The organism is Nonomuraea sp. NPDC050643 (assembly GCF_040654715.1).
In the GTDB taxonomy this organism is placed as follows: Bacteria; Actinomycetota; Actinomycetes; order Streptosporangiales; family Streptosporangiaceae; genus Nonomuraea.
This window is the reverse complement of the sequence record NZ_JBFAIM010000017.1, coordinates 48,530-65,275: the sequence shown is the minus strand read 5'-3', so window position 1 is coordinate 65,275 and position 16,746 is coordinate 48,530. Positions and strand designations below refer to the sequence as shown.

General features: G+C 71.9%; 18 protein-coding genes. 11 read left to right on the top strand and 7 right to left on the bottom strand.

Annotation, left to right across the window (positions count from 1 at the left end; all coding sequences use genetic code 11):
- Nucleotides 1–253: 253 nt before the first annotated feature.
- The 6 genes from AB0I15_RS23955 to AB0I15_RS23930 all read left to right on the top strand — a co-directional run bounded on the left by AB0I15_RS23955 (nt 254) and on the right by AB0I15_RS23930 (nt 7,506).
- The gene (locus tag AB0I15_RS23955) at nt 254–1,813 is read left to right on the top strand and encodes an XRE family transcriptional regulator (protein ID WP_358099373.1); all 1,560 of its coding nucleotides are present in this window, start codon (nt 254–256) and stop codon (nt 1,811–1,813) included.
- Nucleotides 1,810–2,298: a GNAT family N-acetyltransferase gene (locus tag AB0I15_RS23950; protein ID WP_358099370.1), complete on the top strand. Its 489-nt coding sequence runs from the start codon at nt 1,810–1,812 to the stop codon at nt 2,296–2,298. Before AB0I15_RS23955 ends, AB0I15_RS23950 begins: the two co-directional genes overlap by 4 nt.
- Before the next feature lie 289 nt (nt 2,299–2,587).
- The gene (locus AB0I15_RS23945; protein WP_358099367.1) at nt 2,588–3,844 is read left to right on the top strand and encodes a DMT family transporter; all 1,257 of its coding nucleotides are present in this window, start codon (nt 2,588–2,590) and stop codon (nt 3,842–3,844) included.
- A 257-nt stretch (nt 3,845–4,101) separates the two neighbouring features.
- On the top strand, nt 4,102–5,751 hold the full coding sequence (locus AB0I15_RS23940; protein ID WP_358099364.1) for a tetratricopeptide repeat protein: 1,650 nt from the start codon (nt 4,102–4,104) through the stop codon (nt 5,749–5,751).
- Between the two features lie 69 nt (nt 5,752–5,820).
- A complete protein-coding gene (locus AB0I15_RS23935) occupies nt 5,821–6,273 on the top strand; it encodes a hypothetical protein (protein WP_358099361.1) in 453 nt (150 codons plus the stop codon).
- Nucleotides 6,274–6,360: 87 nt separating this feature from the next.
- Entirely contained in the window at nt 6,361–7,506 is a 1,146-nt protein-coding gene (locus tag AB0I15_RS23930) for a pyridoxal phosphate-dependent aminotransferase (RefSeq protein WP_358099358.1), read from the top strand.
- Here the strand turns inward: AB0I15_RS23930 and AB0I15_RS23925 are convergent.
- On the bottom strand, nt 7,457–8,422 hold the full coding sequence (locus AB0I15_RS23925) for a zinc-binding dehydrogenase (RefSeq protein WP_358099355.1): 966 nt from the start codon (nt 8,420–8,422) through the stop codon (nt 7,457–7,459). The genes AB0I15_RS23930 and AB0I15_RS23925 overlap by 50 nt on opposite strands.
- A 52-nt stretch (nt 8,423–8,474) precedes the next feature.
- On the opposite strand from AB0I15_RS23925, the gene AB0I15_RS23920 reads away from it, so the two are divergent.
- Genes AB0I15_RS23920 through AB0I15_RS23910 form a run of 3 tightly spaced genes read left to right on the top strand, consistent with a single transcriptional unit; the run spans nt 8,475 to nt 10,627 of the window.
- Nucleotides 8,475–9,101: a helix-turn-helix domain-containing protein gene (locus AB0I15_RS23920; RefSeq protein WP_358099352.1), complete on the top strand. Its 627-nt coding sequence runs from the start codon at nt 8,475–8,477 to the stop codon at nt 9,099–9,101.
- Nucleotides 9,102–9,116: 15 nt separating this feature from the next.
- Nucleotides 9,117–9,884, top strand: a complete 768-nt coding sequence (locus AB0I15_RS23915; protein ID WP_358099349.1) for a hypothetical protein — start codon at nt 9,117–9,119, stop codon at nt 9,882–9,884.
- Entirely contained in the window at nt 9,881–10,627 is a 747-nt protein-coding gene (locus tag AB0I15_RS23910; protein WP_358099346.1) for an MBL fold metallo-hydrolase, read from the top strand. Before AB0I15_RS23915 ends, AB0I15_RS23910 begins: the two co-directional genes overlap by 4 nt.
- Here AB0I15_RS23910 and AB0I15_RS23905 read toward each other — a convergent pair.
- The gene (locus AB0I15_RS23905; RefSeq protein WP_358099343.1) at nt 10,608–11,054 is read right to left on the bottom strand and encodes an NUDIX domain-containing protein; all 447 of its coding nucleotides are present in this window, start codon (nt 11,052–11,054) and stop codon (nt 10,608–10,610) included. The two genes, AB0I15_RS23910 and AB0I15_RS23905, sit on opposite strands and share 20 nt — an antisense overlap.
- Entirely contained in the window at nt 11,051–11,707 is a 657-nt protein-coding gene (locus AB0I15_RS23900) for a YbgA family protein (protein WP_358099340.1), read from the bottom strand. The genes AB0I15_RS23905 and AB0I15_RS23900 overlap by 4 nt, the downstream gene beginning before the upstream one ends.
- Nucleotides 11,708–11,810: 103 nt before the next feature.
- On the opposite strand from AB0I15_RS23900, the gene AB0I15_RS23895 reads away from it, so the two are divergent.
- Entirely contained in the window at nt 11,811–12,767 is a 957-nt protein-coding gene (locus tag AB0I15_RS23895; protein ID WP_358099337.1) for an SDR family NAD(P)-dependent oxidoreductase, read from the top strand.
- Nucleotides 12,768–12,771: 4 nt separating this feature from the next.
- Here the strand turns inward: AB0I15_RS23895 and AB0I15_RS23890 are convergent, their stop codons facing one another.
- Both AB0I15_RS23890 and AB0I15_RS23885 read right to left on the bottom strand, forming a co-directional pair.
- Nucleotides 12,772–13,404, bottom strand: a complete 633-nt coding sequence (locus tag AB0I15_RS23890; protein ID WP_358099334.1) for a DUF47 family protein — start codon at nt 13,402–13,404, stop codon at nt 12,772–12,774.
- 49 nt (nt 13,405–13,453) lie between these two features.
- Complete coding sequence (locus tag AB0I15_RS23885; protein WP_358099332.1) at nt 13,454–14,410, bottom strand: inorganic phosphate transporter; 957 nt, start codon at nt 14,408–14,410, stop codon at nt 13,454–13,456.
- Between the two features lie 267 nt (nt 14,411–14,677).
- Here AB0I15_RS23885 and purU point away from each other — a divergent pair, with 267 nt between their 5' ends.
- Complete coding sequence (purU, locus tag AB0I15_RS23880; RefSeq protein ID WP_358099329.1) at nt 14,678–15,532, top strand: formyltetrahydrofolate deformylase; 855 nt, start codon at nt 14,678–14,680, stop codon at nt 15,530–15,532.
- Between the two features lie 34 nt (nt 15,533–15,566).
- Here purU and AB0I15_RS23875 read toward each other — a convergent pair whose 3' ends face one another.
- Both AB0I15_RS23875 and AB0I15_RS23870 read right to left on the bottom strand, forming a co-directional pair.
- Nucleotides 15,567–15,917, bottom strand: coding sequence for a VOC family protein (locus AB0I15_RS23875; RefSeq protein ID WP_358099326.1), 351 nt, complete (start codon nt 15,915–15,917; stop codon nt 15,567–15,569).
- 20 nt (nt 15,918–15,937) lie between these two features.
- Nucleotides 15,938–16,714: a helix-turn-helix domain-containing protein gene (locus tag AB0I15_RS23870; RefSeq protein ID WP_358099324.1), complete on the bottom strand. Its 777-nt coding sequence runs from the start codon at nt 16,712–16,714 to the stop codon at nt 15,938–15,940.
- Between the last annotated feature and the right edge of the window lie 32 nt (nt 16,715–16,746).

The window sequence follows — 16,746 nt, the reverse complement described above, 5'->3', positions numbered from 1 at the left end:
TTGCTGGTGGGCCAAAGATGTCTCAAGTCAAGACCGGGCGCAACGAGGGGGTCGTGCTCACAGGGAGTTGCTTGTCCCTCATGGGTTGTAAGAAACAAACCTACGGAGGACGATCCTCAACCGTACGCTTGTGGGGGGCGTTTCCAACCTGTCGTCATTGCTTCATAGTCGAGGGTAGGCGCACAGCGATCTGAGCACTACGCTGAGTCACCAGTTGCGGACTGGTCGAGACATGTGGGTGAGAGGGGCCGGGATGTCCGGCAGGCAGCACAGGGAGACGGAGATCGCCCGGCGGATCAGGGCCAAGGGTCTGGCCGCCGGTCGGACCTCGGCTCAGATAGCCGATGAGATCCACGAGGCGTGCACGTCTCTGTTCAGCACGACCCGTATCAAGGCCCATCGCCTGTCCTACGGGATCGCGCTGGCCGACGTCATCGAGCAGGTGCGCGCCCTGTTCGAGCGCGACTCGAAACCGATGCCCGGCATCGGCGAGACCCTGCTCTCCGCCTACGAGAGCGGGCTCAAGCGCCCGGGGCCCGAATACCTGCACTACCTGTGCACCGTCTACCGGGTCGAACCGGCGGCGCTCGGCTACGACGGCCCGTGCATCTGCGGCCACGGCCACCGGATGCCGGGGGTGCTCGCGGGGGAGACGTCGGCCAAAGAGCGGGCGTTGCTGCCGACCGAGCGCGAACTGCTGATCCAGCCCATGGAGACCGAGCCCGACGCCGAGGAGGACGAGAACATCCTCCGCCGGACGATGTTAAATCTACTCAACAACGACTCCAACCTGTCGGAGCAGCTCGACGGGCCGGTGCTCGGGGCGTGTGAGGGCATCCGGCGCAGGATGGACGAGACCCTGGTCTCCTCCACCGTCTCCGCCGCGATGCTCGACCAGTGGGAGGAGGCGACGATCAGCTTCGGCCGTCAATACACGACGACGGCCCCGCTGCGGCTGCTGTGCGACGTGCTGCTCGAGTTGAGCGCGGTCCGCACGGCCATGTCCCGCCGCCAGCCCATCGACCTGCAAGAACGCCTGTGCAGGATGGCCGCCCAGCTCGCCGGGCTGAGCGGCATGATCATGATCAACCTGGGCGACCACCGGCTGGCCCGCTCGTTCTTCCGCACCGGGCGCACCGCGGCCGACGAGACCGGCGACCGCGCGCTGCGCGCGTGGATCACGGCCCGCGAGTCGCTCGTCCCCCTCTACTTCGGCGACGCCCGCGAGGCGCTCAACCTGGCCAAGAAGAGCCGCGACCTGGCCGGCTCCACGCCGTGCCCGGCGCAGGCGATGGCCCCGGTCGTCGAGGCCAGGGCGCTGGCCATGCTGTCGGGGGGAGAGAGCAAGAAGGAGGTCGTCGACCAGGCCAAGCGCGCGCTGGCACGGGCCAGGAACGCCTTCTCCCACATGAAGTCCGAAGACCAGGAAGACGTCGCCTTCGGCTACACGGAGAAGCAGCTCTACTTCTACCAGGGCGACGTGCTCACCAAGCTCGGCCAGACGCTCGAGGCCGAGATGGTGCTCGACCAGGCGCTGGACAAATACGAGGACCACATCCTCGACCAGACGCTGATCAGGCTCGACCAGGCCCAGTGCCGGCTGCTCGACGGCGATGTCAAGGAGGCCGTGAGCATCGGCACCAAGGCGCTGAGCCTGCTCGGCGACGAATACCGCACCGACTTCATTGTGCGTCCCGCACTCGCGCTCGAACAGGCGATCACGGCCAAAGACCCGAACGCTCCCGGCCTGGAGGGCTATCGGGCGGTGTTGCGGCGGCCCAAGCAGACACAAACGAAGGGGGGCGGTGCATGAAGCTGACGATCAGGCGCTATCGCTGGTCGGATCTCGACACCATCCTCGCGCTCCACCGGATCGGCCTGGCGCAGGTCGGTCTGGTGCCCGGTGACGGCGTCTACTACGACGACGACTTCCCCCGTATCCAGGAGATCTACCTGGCCTGCGGGGGCGACTTCCTGGTCGGCGAGGTGGACTCGCGGGTCGTCGCGATGGGCGGCATCAAGCCCGTCGACACGAGCACGGCGGAGATCTGCCGGCTCAGGGTCCATCCGGAGTTCCAGCGCCGCGGCTTCGGCGCCACCATGCTCCACGCTCTGGAGCAGCGGGCGGTGGAGCTCGGCTTCAACCGCGTGAGAGGTGACACCACGGTCAACCAGGAGGCCGCGCTGGCGTTGTACGAGCGCCAGGGCTGGCGGGTGCTGTCCAGGCAGCAGGTGGGCGGCCACGTCGTCGTCTTCATCGAGAAGGACCTGATCCCGCCCGCGCTCCTCGAACTCTAGGCCCCCGCGCGCCCCGTACGGCCCCACACCCCCTCCTGGGGCCGGCATCTCGATCTTCCCCGGTGACCGTTCCCGGGCCCCCGGCGTGACTCTGCCGCCGATCTCGCTATTCGGGTAATCAATAGCGAAATACGCAAGTGGGATATGTGGGACTTTGGCCGTTATCGGCTTCCACGGATAAGGATGTACGAACCCCGCGGGTGAGGCTCTTACCACTGAGGTGTAGAGGAGCATCACCGGCTGCTCCCTGTACATCTACGGCTGCGAATAGTAGTGCCATGCTTTTCTCATGGCAGTCGTGGCCGCTCCCCGCCCCCTCACGGGAGCCGTGCTTCTGTTGTTCGTCAGCGCCGCTTGGGGGTCGGCGTTCCCGTTGATGAAAGATCTCATCCACCGCTTACCGGTCGAAGACCTGCTCGCCGAACGCTACCTTCTCGCGGGGGTGACGCTGCTCGTCCTGAAGCCGGGGTGTCTGCGGGGGCTGGCGCGGCACACGTGGCGCAACGGGGCGATTCTCGGGGTGATGTTCGGGGTCGGGCAGGCCGCCCAGGCGGTCGCGCTGCACAGCCTGCCGTCTTCGGTCTCCGGTTTTGCCGTGGGCTGCAGCGTGGTGATCACGCCGATCCTGGCGCTCATCCTGCACCGGACGAAGGTGCAGCGCCAGATCTGGGCGGGGGTCGTGCTCGCGCTGGCGGGCATGACCGTGCTCACCCTGCTGCGCGGGGTCGAGCAGCACGAGGTCTCGCTGCTCGCGCTCGGCCTCACGCTCTCCGCCGCCGCCCTCTACTCCGGGCACACGCTGCTGCTCGCGCACCTGACCAAGAAGGCCGGCGGCTTTCCGTGGTATCCGCTGACCGTGCTCCAACTCCTCACCATCGGGCTGCTCACCGGGACCGTCGCGGTGCGCGACGGGATCTCGGTGCCGGCGAGCGGCCCGGACTGGCTGATCATGGCGCATCTGTCGGTCGTGTCGTGCGCGCTGGGGTTCCTGGCCCGTGCGTACGGCCAGGCCCACGTCCCCGCCGTGCCGAGCCAGATCCTCATGTCCACCCAGCCCCTCTGGGTGGCCGCCATCGCGGTGATCTGGTTCCACGAGGAGCTGACCGGGAGCATGGTCGTGGGCGGCGCGATGATGGCCGGGGCGACACTGCTCGCCCTGCAGACGGGGAACGCCGCCCAGGGAAAAGAGCACAGGCGCCGCGATCTTCTCGCGATCAGGGGCCGGGCCGGCATGGTGCTGGCCGACCTGAAGATCAAGCGTGAGGATCCACTGCGACTCGAGGGCGGCCCCGCGCCGTACATCGCCAAGAGCGCCTGTGCGAACACCGCCGTCTGCCCCTGGCACACCCGTTCGCTGAAGGGCGGCGGCGAGCCCAGCCTCGAGCGCCTGATCGCCCGCGCGACCATCATCGTGCAGGCGAAAAGCCTGCCCGGCCTCGGCTGCTGCCGCTCGGTCACGCTGCTCGGCCGCTGCCTGTGCGACCTGATGGAGCAATCCGGGGAGGTGCATACCACGGCATTGCACCGCTGGTTTCGATCCGAATAGGTTAGACCTACCATTCAAAAGGCAAGTGCTTTTTATCCATTGGCCTCCCACTTATTCACTGTGAACCTTGATATTCGGTGGGGTGACCCAATAATGGGTGATTAACCCCAAGTGGAGAGGCACGTCATGAAGCGCATCATTGTCCGCAAGCCTGGAACCGCGAGGCTGGCCGGGACCTCCAGCGTCATTCACAAGGGGTGACCGAGGAAGGGTCCCACCTCCGAGTTCAGGGTGAACCACCCGCCCGATGGGGGGCCGTGCGGCTGCTGACGCCGTTGATCGACGCGCATCGTCGGCCGCACGGCCCCTATACCGTTGCCGCCGCCCTGCTACGTCACCTGGTGCCGGCCGCTCTCGAGCGGTCCCCCCGCCTGGTGGCGGCACACGACATCGAGATCAGGGCGGCGGCGCCCGAACTGGCCGGGCTCGTGCCGGGCGAGCGGGCCACTCTCGAGGCGGGACTGTCCGACGAGGAGCGCATCCTCGTGCCCGCGCCCCGCCGTACGCTGCGGCTGGCCAACGGGCTCGCGGAGTTCTTCCGCGACGCCGTGCCACCGGGGCGGAGCATCGCGGTGTGCAACGGCGCGGAGGCCGACCCGACCGACATCGAGCTGCTCGACGTCATGATGCGGCGGATCCCGCCCGGCACCCTCACGATCCGGATCTACTCCGGCGGCCCCGAGCCCGCGCAGGACACCCGCGACGCGGACGAGCTGTGGCGGCTCGTGGACCGCTGCATGCGGGAGGGGTTCCTGCACGCCGTCGCCGAGCTGGGAGAGCGCGGCATGGCGCGGACCGGGCCGGGCGGCACGCGCTGGTGGCGCTTCGCCCAGCGCACGGCGACCGCGCTCGGCGGGCTCGGACGTACGGACGAGGCCCGCGCGATCTGGGACCAGGTGCGCCTGGCCAGCCAGGATCCGGCGATGCACGCGGCGGCCGCGTACGGGACGGCCATGCTGGACGCCCGCCACCCCGACCCCGCGCGCCGCGACCTGACCAGGGCCAGAGGCTGGATCAACGAGGCGATCGCCATCTCCACCCTGCTGCCCGACCCCGGGGAGCGGGCGTTCAAGCTCGGCTTCGACCGCAACGGGCTGGCCCTGATCGAGCTGCGGCACGGCCGGCCCGACGTCGCGCTGGCCCTGGTGGAGTCGGCCATCGGGCTGGCGCGCGAGCTGGGGGAGCGCCACCCTCTGCACCGGATGGTGCTGCTGGCCAACCGGGCCCAGCTCCTGGCCGCGCTCGGGCACACCAAGGAGGCGCTGGAGGACTACGGGGCGGCCATCGCGATCGATCCCGGCTTCCCCGACTACCACCTGGAGCGGGGGAACCTGCTGTTCAAGCTGGGACGGCACGAGGAGGCGCTGGCCGACTTCGAGCGGGCCATCCGGGCCGGGCCACCGCTGCCGGAGGGGTACTACAACAGGGCGGAGCTGCGTACCGTGCGGGGGGACGTCGAGGAGGCGCTGGCCGATCTGGCACTGGTGATCGAGCTGGATCCCGCCTACCTGGACGCCTACATCAACCGGGCCGGGCTGCTGGCGGCCTTGGGGCGGGACGAGGAGGCCAGGGCCGAGGTGACGGCCGGGCTCGCGCTGGCGGCCGGCAACCCGCACCTGCTGACGATCCTGGGGCAACTGGAGACGACGGCGGGCCGGCTCGCCGAGGCGGAGGCGGCCCTGAACGCGGCCGTCGAGCAGGCCCCCGGCCTCGCGGCCGCCTGGGGCAACCGGGGTGTGCTCCGCTACACGATCGGCGACCTGGAGGGCTCGATCGCGGACCTGACCCGCGCCATCGACCTCCAACCGCAGGCCGACCTGTACCTCAACCGCGCCGTCGCCCTCCGGGCCCTGGGCCGCGACACCGAGGCCACCGCCGACGAACACCGCGCTGACCACCTCCCCTGACCGCCTCCCCTGGCCGGGGGCTGGTTCGTTCGGCCGGGTAGGCGCCGGGGCGGTGGGAGCATTGGGGTTATGAGGGGGCGAATCGGGCGGGCCGCGCTGGTGGGGGCCGTGCTGGGAGTGTTGTGGTGGGCGACCGTGCGGCTGGCCTGGGCCGGGGTCGGGTGTGAGGACTGGGGGTGCCTGGTGCCGGCCGTCGGGCTGGTGGTCGTGGTGAGCGTGGGCGTGCTGGTCGGGGCCGTGTTCGTGCTGGAGCGGGTGGACGTGCGGCCCGGGCGGCGGGTGGCGCTGGTGGCGGCCGGGGCGCTGGTGGTGTTCAGGGCCGTCGGGGAGGCGCTGCCGTCGTGGACGTCGCCGGTGGCGCACGCGGTGACGGCCGGGCTGGCGTTCGCCGGGGCGGGGGCGCTGGCGGCGTTCGTGACGGAGGGGCGGGTGGCGCGGCGGTGGCGGGTGCTGACCGGGGTCGGGGTGGTCGCGCTCGTGCCGGTGGCGCTGGTGGTCTCCTACGTGCGCTTCGGGTTGTGAGGTCACGAGTTCCGTGCGAGGGCCTTGACAGGGGGAGGCCCGACAAGGGACTGTTCCGTATACGGAACCCTCGGCGGAGGTGCTGTCATGCGGCCCAACTCCCGGTTCGCGCAGGTGCGGCCGTTCGACATCGACAAGGTGGCGGCCGCCGCCGGCCAGGACCCCGACGTGCTGCGCCTGGAGAACCTCGACACCGACGTCCCGCCCCCGCCCGCCGCCGTCGCCGCGTCGCGGCGGTCCCTGGCCGAAGGGACGGGCAACAGCTGGCTGCCGTTCACCGGGCTGCCGGCGCTGAGCGAGGCGGTCGCGGCCGACCTGCGCACGCGTACGGGGCTCGACTACGACCCGCTGCGGCAGGTGGTCATCACCTCCGGCGGCACCTCGGCCGTCATGCCCGTGCTGCTGTCCACCACCGAGCCCGGCGATCGGGTGGTGCTCACCGACCCCACGTACGCGGGCCTGCTCCAGCGCGTACGGCTGTCCGGAGCCCGGCCCCATTTCGTGCCGCTGCGCGTGCGCGACGGCCACTGGCGGCTCGACCGCGAGGCCCTCGCCCAGGTGCGCTCGGCGGCGGCACTGCTGCTGATGAGCCCGTCGATGCCCTCCGGCGTGGTGCTGGACGAGGAGGACTGGGCGCAGGTCGCCCGGGTGTGCGAGCGCGCGGACGCGTATCTGGTCTATGACGCGGCCATGGAGCGCATCGTCTTCGACGGTCACCCCCGGATCAACCCGTGCCGCGTGCCCGGCCTCGCCGAGCGGACGATCATCATCGGGTCGATGTCCAAGGAGTACCGCATGATCGGCTGGCGCATCGGCTGGGTCGCGGGCCCGGCGGACATCATGAGCCGGATCATGGTGGCGACCGTCTACAACACCACGGTGGCCGGCGGCTTCCAGCAGATGGGCGCCGCCGCCGCGCTCAGGGAGCCGTCGGGCGTGGCCGAGGCGGTGGCGGAGTACCAGGCCCGGCACGACACGGTGGTGACGCAGCTCGGCGACCTGCCGGTGGTGCGGGCGGGCGGCGGCTGGTCCTGCCTGGTGGACGCCGAGGCCATGGGCCTGACGGCCGCCGACCTGTCCGCCCGTCTGCTCGAACGCGGGCGCGTCGCCGCCACCCCGATGACGGCGTGGGGGGAGGCGGTCGCGCGCCGCTACGTCCGCCTGGTCTTCAGCAACGAGCCCGTCAAGCGCCTGTCGGAGCTGCGGGACCGCTTCGCCGCCGCACTGGCGTGAGCAGGGTCTTGCCGGTGACCGCGCGCGCGTCGATGGCGGCGTGCGCCGCGGCGGCCGACTCCAGCGGGAACCTGGCGCCGATCGTGGGGCGCAGGCGCCCGGCGACGGCCAGCTCCAGCGCCCGCACCGACGCCTCGCGCAGGTCCGGCGGCTGCCAGGCGACCGCCGTCACCCGCGGATCGGGGGTGGTCATGGGGCCGCCCGCCATGCCGTGCGCGCTCAGCCGCCCGCCGTCCTTCAGCAACCCCTGGGCCGCCGCGCCGATCTCGCCGCCCACTCCGTCGAAGACCACGTCGAGGCCGCCGGTCTCCGCGCGTACGACGTCGGTCCAGCCGGGGTCGGTGTAGTCGACGGTCAGCTCGGCGCCGAGGCTCGCGGCCAGGTCCCGTTTGGCGGCGCTGCCGGCCGCGCCGACCACGCGGGCCCCCGCCTCACGGGCGAGCTGCACGAGCAGGCTGCCCACGCCGCCGCCCGCGGCCTCGACCAGCACCCACTCTCCGGGGCGCGGCGCGGCGGCGCGCGTCAGCGCCACGGCGGTGCGCCCGTCGGCCAGCAGCGCCACCGCGACCTCGTCCGGCAGGCCGGCGGGGATCGGGATGAGGTCGCCGGCGGAGGCCACGGCCAGCTCGGCGTACCCGCCGCGCCCGCCCAGCGCGCTGACCACGCGCGTGCCCTCGAGCGCGGCGGCCACGCCCTCGCCCACGGACGTCACCCTCCCGGCCACGCCGTTGCCGAGCACCAGGGGCAGCTCGGGCCGCCATGGCCCCCGGTCCGCCCGGACCTGCGTCTCCACGAACGTGATGCCGGCCACCTCGACCTCGACGACCACCTGGCCGGGCCCGGGAACCGGGTCCGGCACCTCCTCCACGACCAGCTCTTCCGGCCCGCCGTACCGCCTCAGGACCACCGCGCGCATGCCACACCTCATCTTTATCGGAGCAATTCGCTCCGACAGTATCCTGTACGCCATGACCACACGCGGCCGGCAGGCCGAAGCGGCACGCAACGACCTGCGCCTGCTGCGGGCGGCGCACGAGGTGTTCACCACGCAGGGCTTCGACGCGCCGGTGTCGGCCATCGCCAAGCAGGCGGGCGTGGGCATGGGCAGCCTCTACCGCCGCTACCGCACCAAGGAGGAGCTGCTTCAGCGGCTGTGCCTGATCGCCATGGAGCGGGGGGTGGAGGCGGCCGAGGCCGGGCTCGCCGAGCCTGACCCGTGGGAGGGCCTGGCCCTCTACATCCGCACCTGCGTGGGCAACCGGTCGGGCGCGCTGGCGCCGGTCGCGGGCACCATCGAGGTGACCGCCGAGATGTGGGGCACCGCGCGGCGGGCCGACGAGGCGGCCGAGCGGCTCGTGGCCAGGGCGCACGAGGCCGGCGTGCTCAGGAGCGACGTCACCACGCTCGACGTCTCCCTGCTCATCGAGCAGTTCAGCCGCCCGGCCCCCGGGCCGCCCGCCCCGCAGCACGAGCACGTCAAACAGCGCCTGCTGGTCATCGCGCTCGACGGGCTGCGCGCCCCGGGCGCCACGGCGCTGCCCGGCGAGCCGCCGACCATGGAGTGGTACCAAGGACGCTGGGGCACTCCGCCGTAGGTCTACGGTGGTGACGTGGGCTTCTATGAGCTGATCGACGATCTCGACCCCGGTGCCAGCGTCCAGGCCGCGGGCATCAGGCGCGGTTACGGCGGGCCGCCCGCCCGCACGGTGAGCGTGCGCGCGGGCCTGACCCGGCTGCGCTGCGCCTCCCTTCTCAAGCCTCTCTACGCCTGGGTCAGCGCCGCCCGCATCCCCGACTCCGACCGGTGGCGGCGCCACGCCGAGCCCGCCGTCGTCATCTCCTCCAACGCCGACACGCTCAACCTGTGGCTGGCCGTCGGCCCGCGCGTCATCCTCGACGACCTCCGCGAGCGCACCGGGGTGAGCTGGTCGGTGCCGAACGGCGACCCGTCCAGGTTCGGCTCCGTCGAGGTGTCGGCCGAGGAGGTCGCGGACGCGTACGCGGTGCTCGCCCAGGCCGCCCTCTCCGGCGACGCGGTCGCGCGGACCGTGCTCGCCTGGATGGAGGCGGTCGGCGACGGGCAGGCGTTCGGCGCGCGTGAGGCGACACGGTCACCGGGGGCCGCGGTCAAGTGCGGCTGGTACGGCGCCCCCGACGAGATCTGCCTGCGTACGCACGCGGTGGCCGTCCTGCCGCAGGGCGGCACCAGGGTCACCGTGGCCGTCGGGATGACCTCGCTGCCCTACGGTGGTGAGCGCGGGGTCTACCAGGACCGCGTGGCCAAGGGGCTGCCGGTGGAGCCCGAGCACGAGAAGCTGGCCGGGTCCCTGCTACGGGGGCTGATGACGGCGACGATGACCGAATTGGGGTACGCGTGAGACTGACCGTCCTGGGCGGTTGCGGGGCCTGGCCGGCGGCCGGGCAGGCGTGCAGCGGCTACGTGGTGGAGGAGGAGGGCTTCCGGGTCCTGGTCGACCCCGGCTACGCCACTCTGCCCCGCCTGCTCGAGCGGATGGGCGCGGCCGACGTGGACGCGGTGCTGGTCACCCATGGCCATCCCGACCACTGCGCCGACCTCAACCCGCTGCTGCGGGCCCGCGCGCTGGCCGACACCCCGGCGGCGGCGCTGCCCGTCCACGCTCCTCCGGGCGCGCTCGACGCCGTCCTGGCGCTGGACAAACCGCGCATGCTGGCGAGCAGCTTCACGTTGCGCGAGCTGTCGCCCGGCACGCCGCAGGAGATCGGGCCCTTCCGCCTCGACGTCTTCGACCTGCCGCACCACGTGCCCAACGCCGGGCTCCGGCTGACCGGCCCGGGCGGCAGGGTGGTGGCCTACACCGGCGACACGGGGCCGTCCGCCGAGCTGGTCTCGCTGGCGAAGGACGCGGACCTGCTGGTGGCGGAGGCGACCTACCCCGAACGCGTGCCCGACGAGGACGCCCCCTACCTGTCGAGCGCCCTGGACGCGGGCCGTACGGCGGCGTCGGCGGGGGTGGGGCGGCTGCTCCTCACCCACCTGTGGCCCGACACGCCCGCCGAGCCCGCGCTCGCGGCGGCGGCCGCGTCATACGGCGGTGAGCTGTCGGTCGCCGCGGCGGGCGTCACCCTGGATCTGCGGTGAGGCGTTCGATGATCTTCGCCAGCTCCGGCGGATCGACGTTGCCGGGCAACTCCTCGGCCCACAGATGGCCGAGGAAGGCGGCGCTCTCCTCCTCCGTCAGCGCGCCGGGGCGCACGTGGGGGCGGGGCTCGTCGAACATCGCCAGGTAGAAGGGCTCCCGCTTGACGTAGCGCACGCCTAACCAGGTGAAGTCGCGTTCGACCTCGACGCACCGGTCGCTCACGGCCGAGGCCGGCAGCCCGGTCTCCTCGGTCAGCTCCCGCCGGGCCGCCTCCAGGGGCGTCTCGCCGGGGTCGACGCCGCCGCCCGGCGGCTCCCAGACGTCCTGGCCGCTGACCTTGTCGTACCAGTGCATCAGCAGCACCCGGCCGTCGCGGTCGAGGCAGAGGACCCGCGCGGCGGGCCGGGCGCTGGTGGTCTCCGTCATCCAGGGCCTCGCAGGTCGTCGGGGTAGGGGGACAGGTAGGTCTGGTCGCGCACCCAGGAGGCCGCCTCGCCGCGGGCGTGGTGGCGCAGCAGGGTGGCGGGCACGCTCAGCGGCGCCAGCCCGGCCTGGTACGACTCGATGACCTCGACCAGGTCGGCCCGGCGCGCGGGGTCGAGGTCGAGCATGCCCAGGCAGTGCTGCAGCGCGTTGACGTTCCTGCCGACCGTGGCCTCGGCGGCGAGCGTGGCCTGGAACACCTCGGTGTACTCGGCGGCCACCTCCGCGCGCGGCAGCGCGGCGGCCCCGGCCACCACCCGCCCGGCCTGCCGGTAGCGCACGGGGTCGTGGGCGAGCAGTTGCATCTTGTGCCGCGCGTGGAAGCACACCAGGTCGCCGACCCGCCAGTCGCCCTCCAGGAACGTCCGCAGCCTGGCGTGCGCGAACACCCGCTCCACGAAGCCCTCCGGCAGGTCCCCCTCCTCCGCCACGGGCAGCAGGGGGCGGTCTCGCGCGATGCGCCGGGCATCGGCGGCCGGGCCCACGTATCCGTCGGCGTCGGCGGCGTCCGCCGGGATCGGGTCGACGTACGGATCGAGCGCGCCCGGCAGGGACCGGCGGCTCGCCACCGCCACCCGGGGCCGCTCTTTGATCATGTCTCACATTGGAGCGCCGATGAGGGCCTCGGGGCAACCCACTTCAGGAAGATCACTGCCCACGTTTGACCTGGAGTGCACTCCAATTCATACCGTGGGTTGCATGACCACTGCACAGCACAGGATCGGATCGGGCTTCGACGCCAGGAGCACCGCGGACGAGGTGCTCCAGGGGATCGACCTGTCCGGGAGGCTGGCGATCGTCACCGGCGGCTACTCCGGCATCGGCCTGGAGACCACGCGCTCCCTGGCCCGCGCCGGCGCCCACGTCGTCGTCCCCGCCCGCCGCCTCGACACCGCCCAGGAGGCGCTCAAGGGCATCGACGGGGTCGAGGTGGGAGAGCTCGACCTGGGCGACCTGGAGAGCGTACGCGGGTTCGCCGAGCGCTTCCTCGCCACGGGCCGCGCCGCCGACATCGTCATCAACAGCGCGGGCATCATGGCCTGCCCGGAGACGCGCGTCGGGCCCGGCTGGGAGGCGCAGTTCGCCACCAACCACCTCGGCCACTACGCGCTCGTCAACCGTCTCTGGCCGGCCATCGCCGCCGGCCGGGGCCGGGTGGTGTCCGTCTCGTCGGGCGGCCACCGCGCCTCGGGCATCCGCTGGGACGACGTCCAGTTCGAGCGGGGCTACGACAAGTGGCAGGCCTACGGCCAGGCGAAGACGGCGAACGTGCTGTTCGCCGTGCACCTCGACAGGCTCGCCCAGGACGCGGGGGTCCGCGCGTTCGCGCTGCACCCCGGCGGCATCCTCACCCCGCTTCAGCGCCACCTCCCGAAGGAGGAGATGGTGGCGGCGGGCTGGATCGACGACGAGGGCAACGCGCTGCTCGACTTCAAGACGCCGGAGCAGGGGGCGGCCACCCAGGTGTGGGCGGCGACCTCGCCGCAGCTCGCCGGGATGGGCGGCGTCTACTGCGAGGACTGCGACATCGCCGAGTCCACCTCGGAGCAGGGCATGGGGCCGGGCGTGCGCGCCCACGCCGTCGACCCGGAGCAGGCCGCCCGCCTGTGGACGCTGTCGGCCCGCCTCACGGGCGTCGACGCCTTCGCCGGGTAACGGATCACCGCTTCATCGCGCCGTCGGTGATGGCGTCCGCCGCGTCGCCGATGGCCACGCCGACGATCTCGAGGCGGCGGACCAGCTCCCGCTCCTTGAGCGCGTCGGCGGTGATCTCCCCGGAGAAGATGCGCGAGATCTCGTACTGGTACATGCGCCGGATCACCCCGCCCGCCTTCTTCGCCTCCAGCGCGTCCCGGGTCACCACGGACGGGCGGGAGGCGAGGTCGCGCACGGCCTCCTCCAGGGCGTCGATGCCCACGATGACCTGGTCGAGCATCGGCGTGAAGCGGATCTGGTCGGGCACCCGGTAAAGGTGGGACTCCCGGACGAAGTCCCGCAGGGAGTCGAGCACGTCGTCGATCGAGCGCGAGAGCCGGAACAGGTCCTCCCGGTCGATCGGCGTGACCAGGGCGGTCTTGAGCTCGTCGACCAGGCGGGCCCGCTCCTCGTCGCCGAGGTGCTCGATCGAGCGCATCTGCTCGTGCGCACCCGTCCGGCCGACCTCGCCGCCGATCATGGCCATGGCCAGCCAGGCGCCTTCCTTCGTGGCTTCGAGCTGCCCGAGCAGGGCCTCGGTGAGCGCGCTGTCCATGCGGCCGGTCATGAGGTCCCGGATCCGCCGCAGCCGCTTCACCGCGGGCTCACCTTCGGCAGGCGTCGGCGCTTCACACGCGTACGTCCCTTCATGAGAATTCCACGTCCTCGAACCCCTTGAGGACCAGTGCGAGGGTCCAGCCGAGCAGCGCGCTGGCGGGCAGCGTCAGCAGCCAGGCGGCGACGATCTTGACAGCCGCGTACCAGCGGACCCGGCCGCCGCCCTGCGCCACGCCCGCGCCGATCAGCCCGCCGGCGATGGCCTGGGTCATGCTCACCGGCATGCCGGCGGCGGCGCACGCGAGCACCGCCGTGCCCGCGGACAGCTCGGCCGCCACCCCGTGCAGCGGCCGGGAGACGATGATCTCGCGGCTCAGCGTGCGGCCGGCCTTGGGCAGGCCGTAGAGGGTGCCGAGCCCGAAGAGCACCGCCGCCGCCACCGTGTACGCCGGAGGCGCGCCGGAGAAGCCCGCCGCGATCATGAACACGGCCAGCATCTTCTGCCCGTCGTTGGCCGCGTACGCGAAGGTCTGGACCAGGAACCCCACCCAGTGCCAGCGCCGCAGCCCCCTGGCCGTGGTCACGCTGACCAGGAGGCGGATGACCACCCAGGCCAGCAGCCCGCCGGCGAACGGCGCCGCCAGCCCGAACGCCAGCACCTGCGCCACCGCCCCCGGCGAGACCTCCAGCCCCCATCCCAGCCCCGCCCCGGTCAGCCCGCCCACGACGGCCAGCGTGAGACTCGTCGGCCGGCCCTTCGCGCTGAGCACGGTCACCACGACCAGCGACGCGATCACGGCGAGCAGCATCGCGATCTGGCCGCCGGGCTCGTCGAAGGAGGCCAGCCTGGTCACGAACGTCAGCGCCACCTGGTTCGTGACGAGCGGCACCACTGCCACGAGCACGACCAGCGTGATGATCCCGGTCGCCGGCCGGACCGTGGGCAGCTTGAGCCCCGTCGCCAGGAGGGCGCCCCCGTCGTTGACCCCGGACACGACGGCGAACAGGCCGGCGACCACGATCAGTACGACGGCTTCCAACGACACGCGCTCCTTCCGGCCCCGCCCGGGGCACGTTCGACCGACCGACGGCCCCGTGGGAAGCCAGGCGTACCCCCGAGCGTCAATACGTTCCGTCCGTAATGTCCAATTACTACCCGAGATCACGGGAAAGATGGAGGGGAGTCCGCGCGGCACCGGCCCGGAAACGGGAAACCTCTCGCCGCGGGTAGTCTCGGACCCGGGCCGCCGACCGGTAACCTGCCGAGATCAGCCGCATGGCGCCCCATGATCCACACCCGTGAGAGTGAAGGCATGACCAGCCCCGCCGAATACATCCTGACGCTGTCCTGTCCCGACCGGCCCGGTGTGGTGGCCGCCGTCTCCGGCCTGCTGGCGGGGCACGGATGCAACATCATCGAAAGCCAGCAGTTCGGCGACCGGGTGGCGCAGCGCTTCTTCATGCGCGTGCAGTTCGCGGGGCCGCTGGGCGAAGACGACCTCAACGCCGCCTTCGCCGCGCTCGCGCCGGACTTCGCCATGGAGTTCAGGCTGCGCGACGTGGCCAGGAAGCCGCGGGTGCTGATCATGGTGAGCAAGTTCGACCACTGCCTGAACGACCTGCTCTACCGCGTCCGCTCGAAGGCGCTCGACATCGAGATCGTGGCCGTCGCCTCCAACCATCCCGACCTGCGGCCGCTCACGCAGTCGTACGGGATCGACTATCACCACCTGCCGGTCACGCCGGAGACCAAGGGGCGGCAGGAGGCCGAGGTGCTGGCGCTGGTCGAGCACTATCAGGTGGACCTGGTGGTGCTGGCCCGCTACATGCAGGTGCTCTCGGCCGAGCTCTGCGAGAAACTGGCGGGACGGGCGATCAACATCCACCACTCGTTCCTGCCGTCGTTCAAGGGGGCCAAGCCGTACCACCAGGCGTACAACCGGGGCGTCAAGCTCATCGGCGCGACGGCCCACTACGTGACCTCCGACCTCGACGAGGGGCCGATCATCGAGCAGGAGGTGGCCAGGGTCAACCACAGCCACTCCCCGCAGGACCTGGTGGCGATGGGGCGCGACGTGGAGTGCGTGGCCCTGGCCAGGGCGGTCAAGTGGCACGCCGAGCAGCGGGTGCTCCTCGACGGGCACAAGACGATCATCTTCCCCCGCTAGGTCCCGTCGTGGCGGGCGCCACCGGCGGAGGGCGTCAGGGCCGGTAGGTCCCGAAATACCAGGGGTTGCCCTCGGGGTCCTGGCAGGCGTACTCGCGGGACCCGTACGGCTGGTCGATCAGCTCCATCGTGATCGAGGCCCCGGCGGCCTTCGCGTGGTCGTGGTGGGCGTCGACGTCGCCGACCGCGATGTAGATCCCGGGCCCGCCGGGCTTCCCCTGGCCGATCATGATGAGGTCGTCGCCGACGAGCAGTTCGGCGTGGTTCACCAGGCCCTGGTCGTTCTTGGAGGCCTCGTGCACCCGGAAGCCGAACGCGGCGGTCAGGAAGTCGAGCGCGGCCTGGCAGTCCTGGTAGCGGGCTAGTGCGTACACGGTTCGCGTCATACGACCCAGCATGCCCCTGGTCAGGCGGCCGGTCTTGGATAAATCCGACCCGGCGTCGTGTCGCCCAGGACCCGGAAGTCGCGGTTCATGTGCGCCTGGTCGTAGAAGCCGCACTCCGCCGCCACCTCGGCGATGGCCGTGCCGGACCGCAGCAGCCGCAGGGCCCGCCCGAACCTGATCACCCGGGCCGCCGTCTTCGGTGGCAGCCCGATCTGGTCCTGGAAGCGGGCGACGAGATGGCGCTGGCTCCAGCCGAGCGACTCGGCCAGCGACGACACGCCCAGCCTGCCGCCGGACTCCAGCAGCCGCGCCCACGCCCACGGCAACTCGGGCCGCAGCGCCGGGCCCGCCGCGATCCGCTCGCACAGCAGCCGGTCGGTCAGCGCCAGCCGCTCGCGCCACGACGGCGTCTCGGCCAGCCGTTCCACCATGAGGGCCGACCACGGCCCGAGCAGGTCGCCGACCGGCACCACCCGGTTCGTCAGATGCCGCATCGGCATCCCGTAGAGCCTCCTGGCCCCGAACGGCGTGAGATAGACCTCCACGCCCTCGGACGGCCCCGCCGAGCGGGTGACGGTGAACCGGTCGCTCAGGCCGCCCGTGAAGGCCGAGACCCGCTCCCCGTCCACCTCCATCGGCGTGCCGAACGCCAGGATGAGCACCGCCCCCGGCATCGCCATCTCCGACCGGGTCACCGGCGCGGCGTAGTGCTCGCGGTAGGCGCACAGCCGCAGCACATAGGGTCGCAACGCAGCGCTGGGGACGGCCTCGACCATGGCCAGCCCCAGCGTGCTCATACCGTCGAGACTACTGTCCGGCGCACCGCACG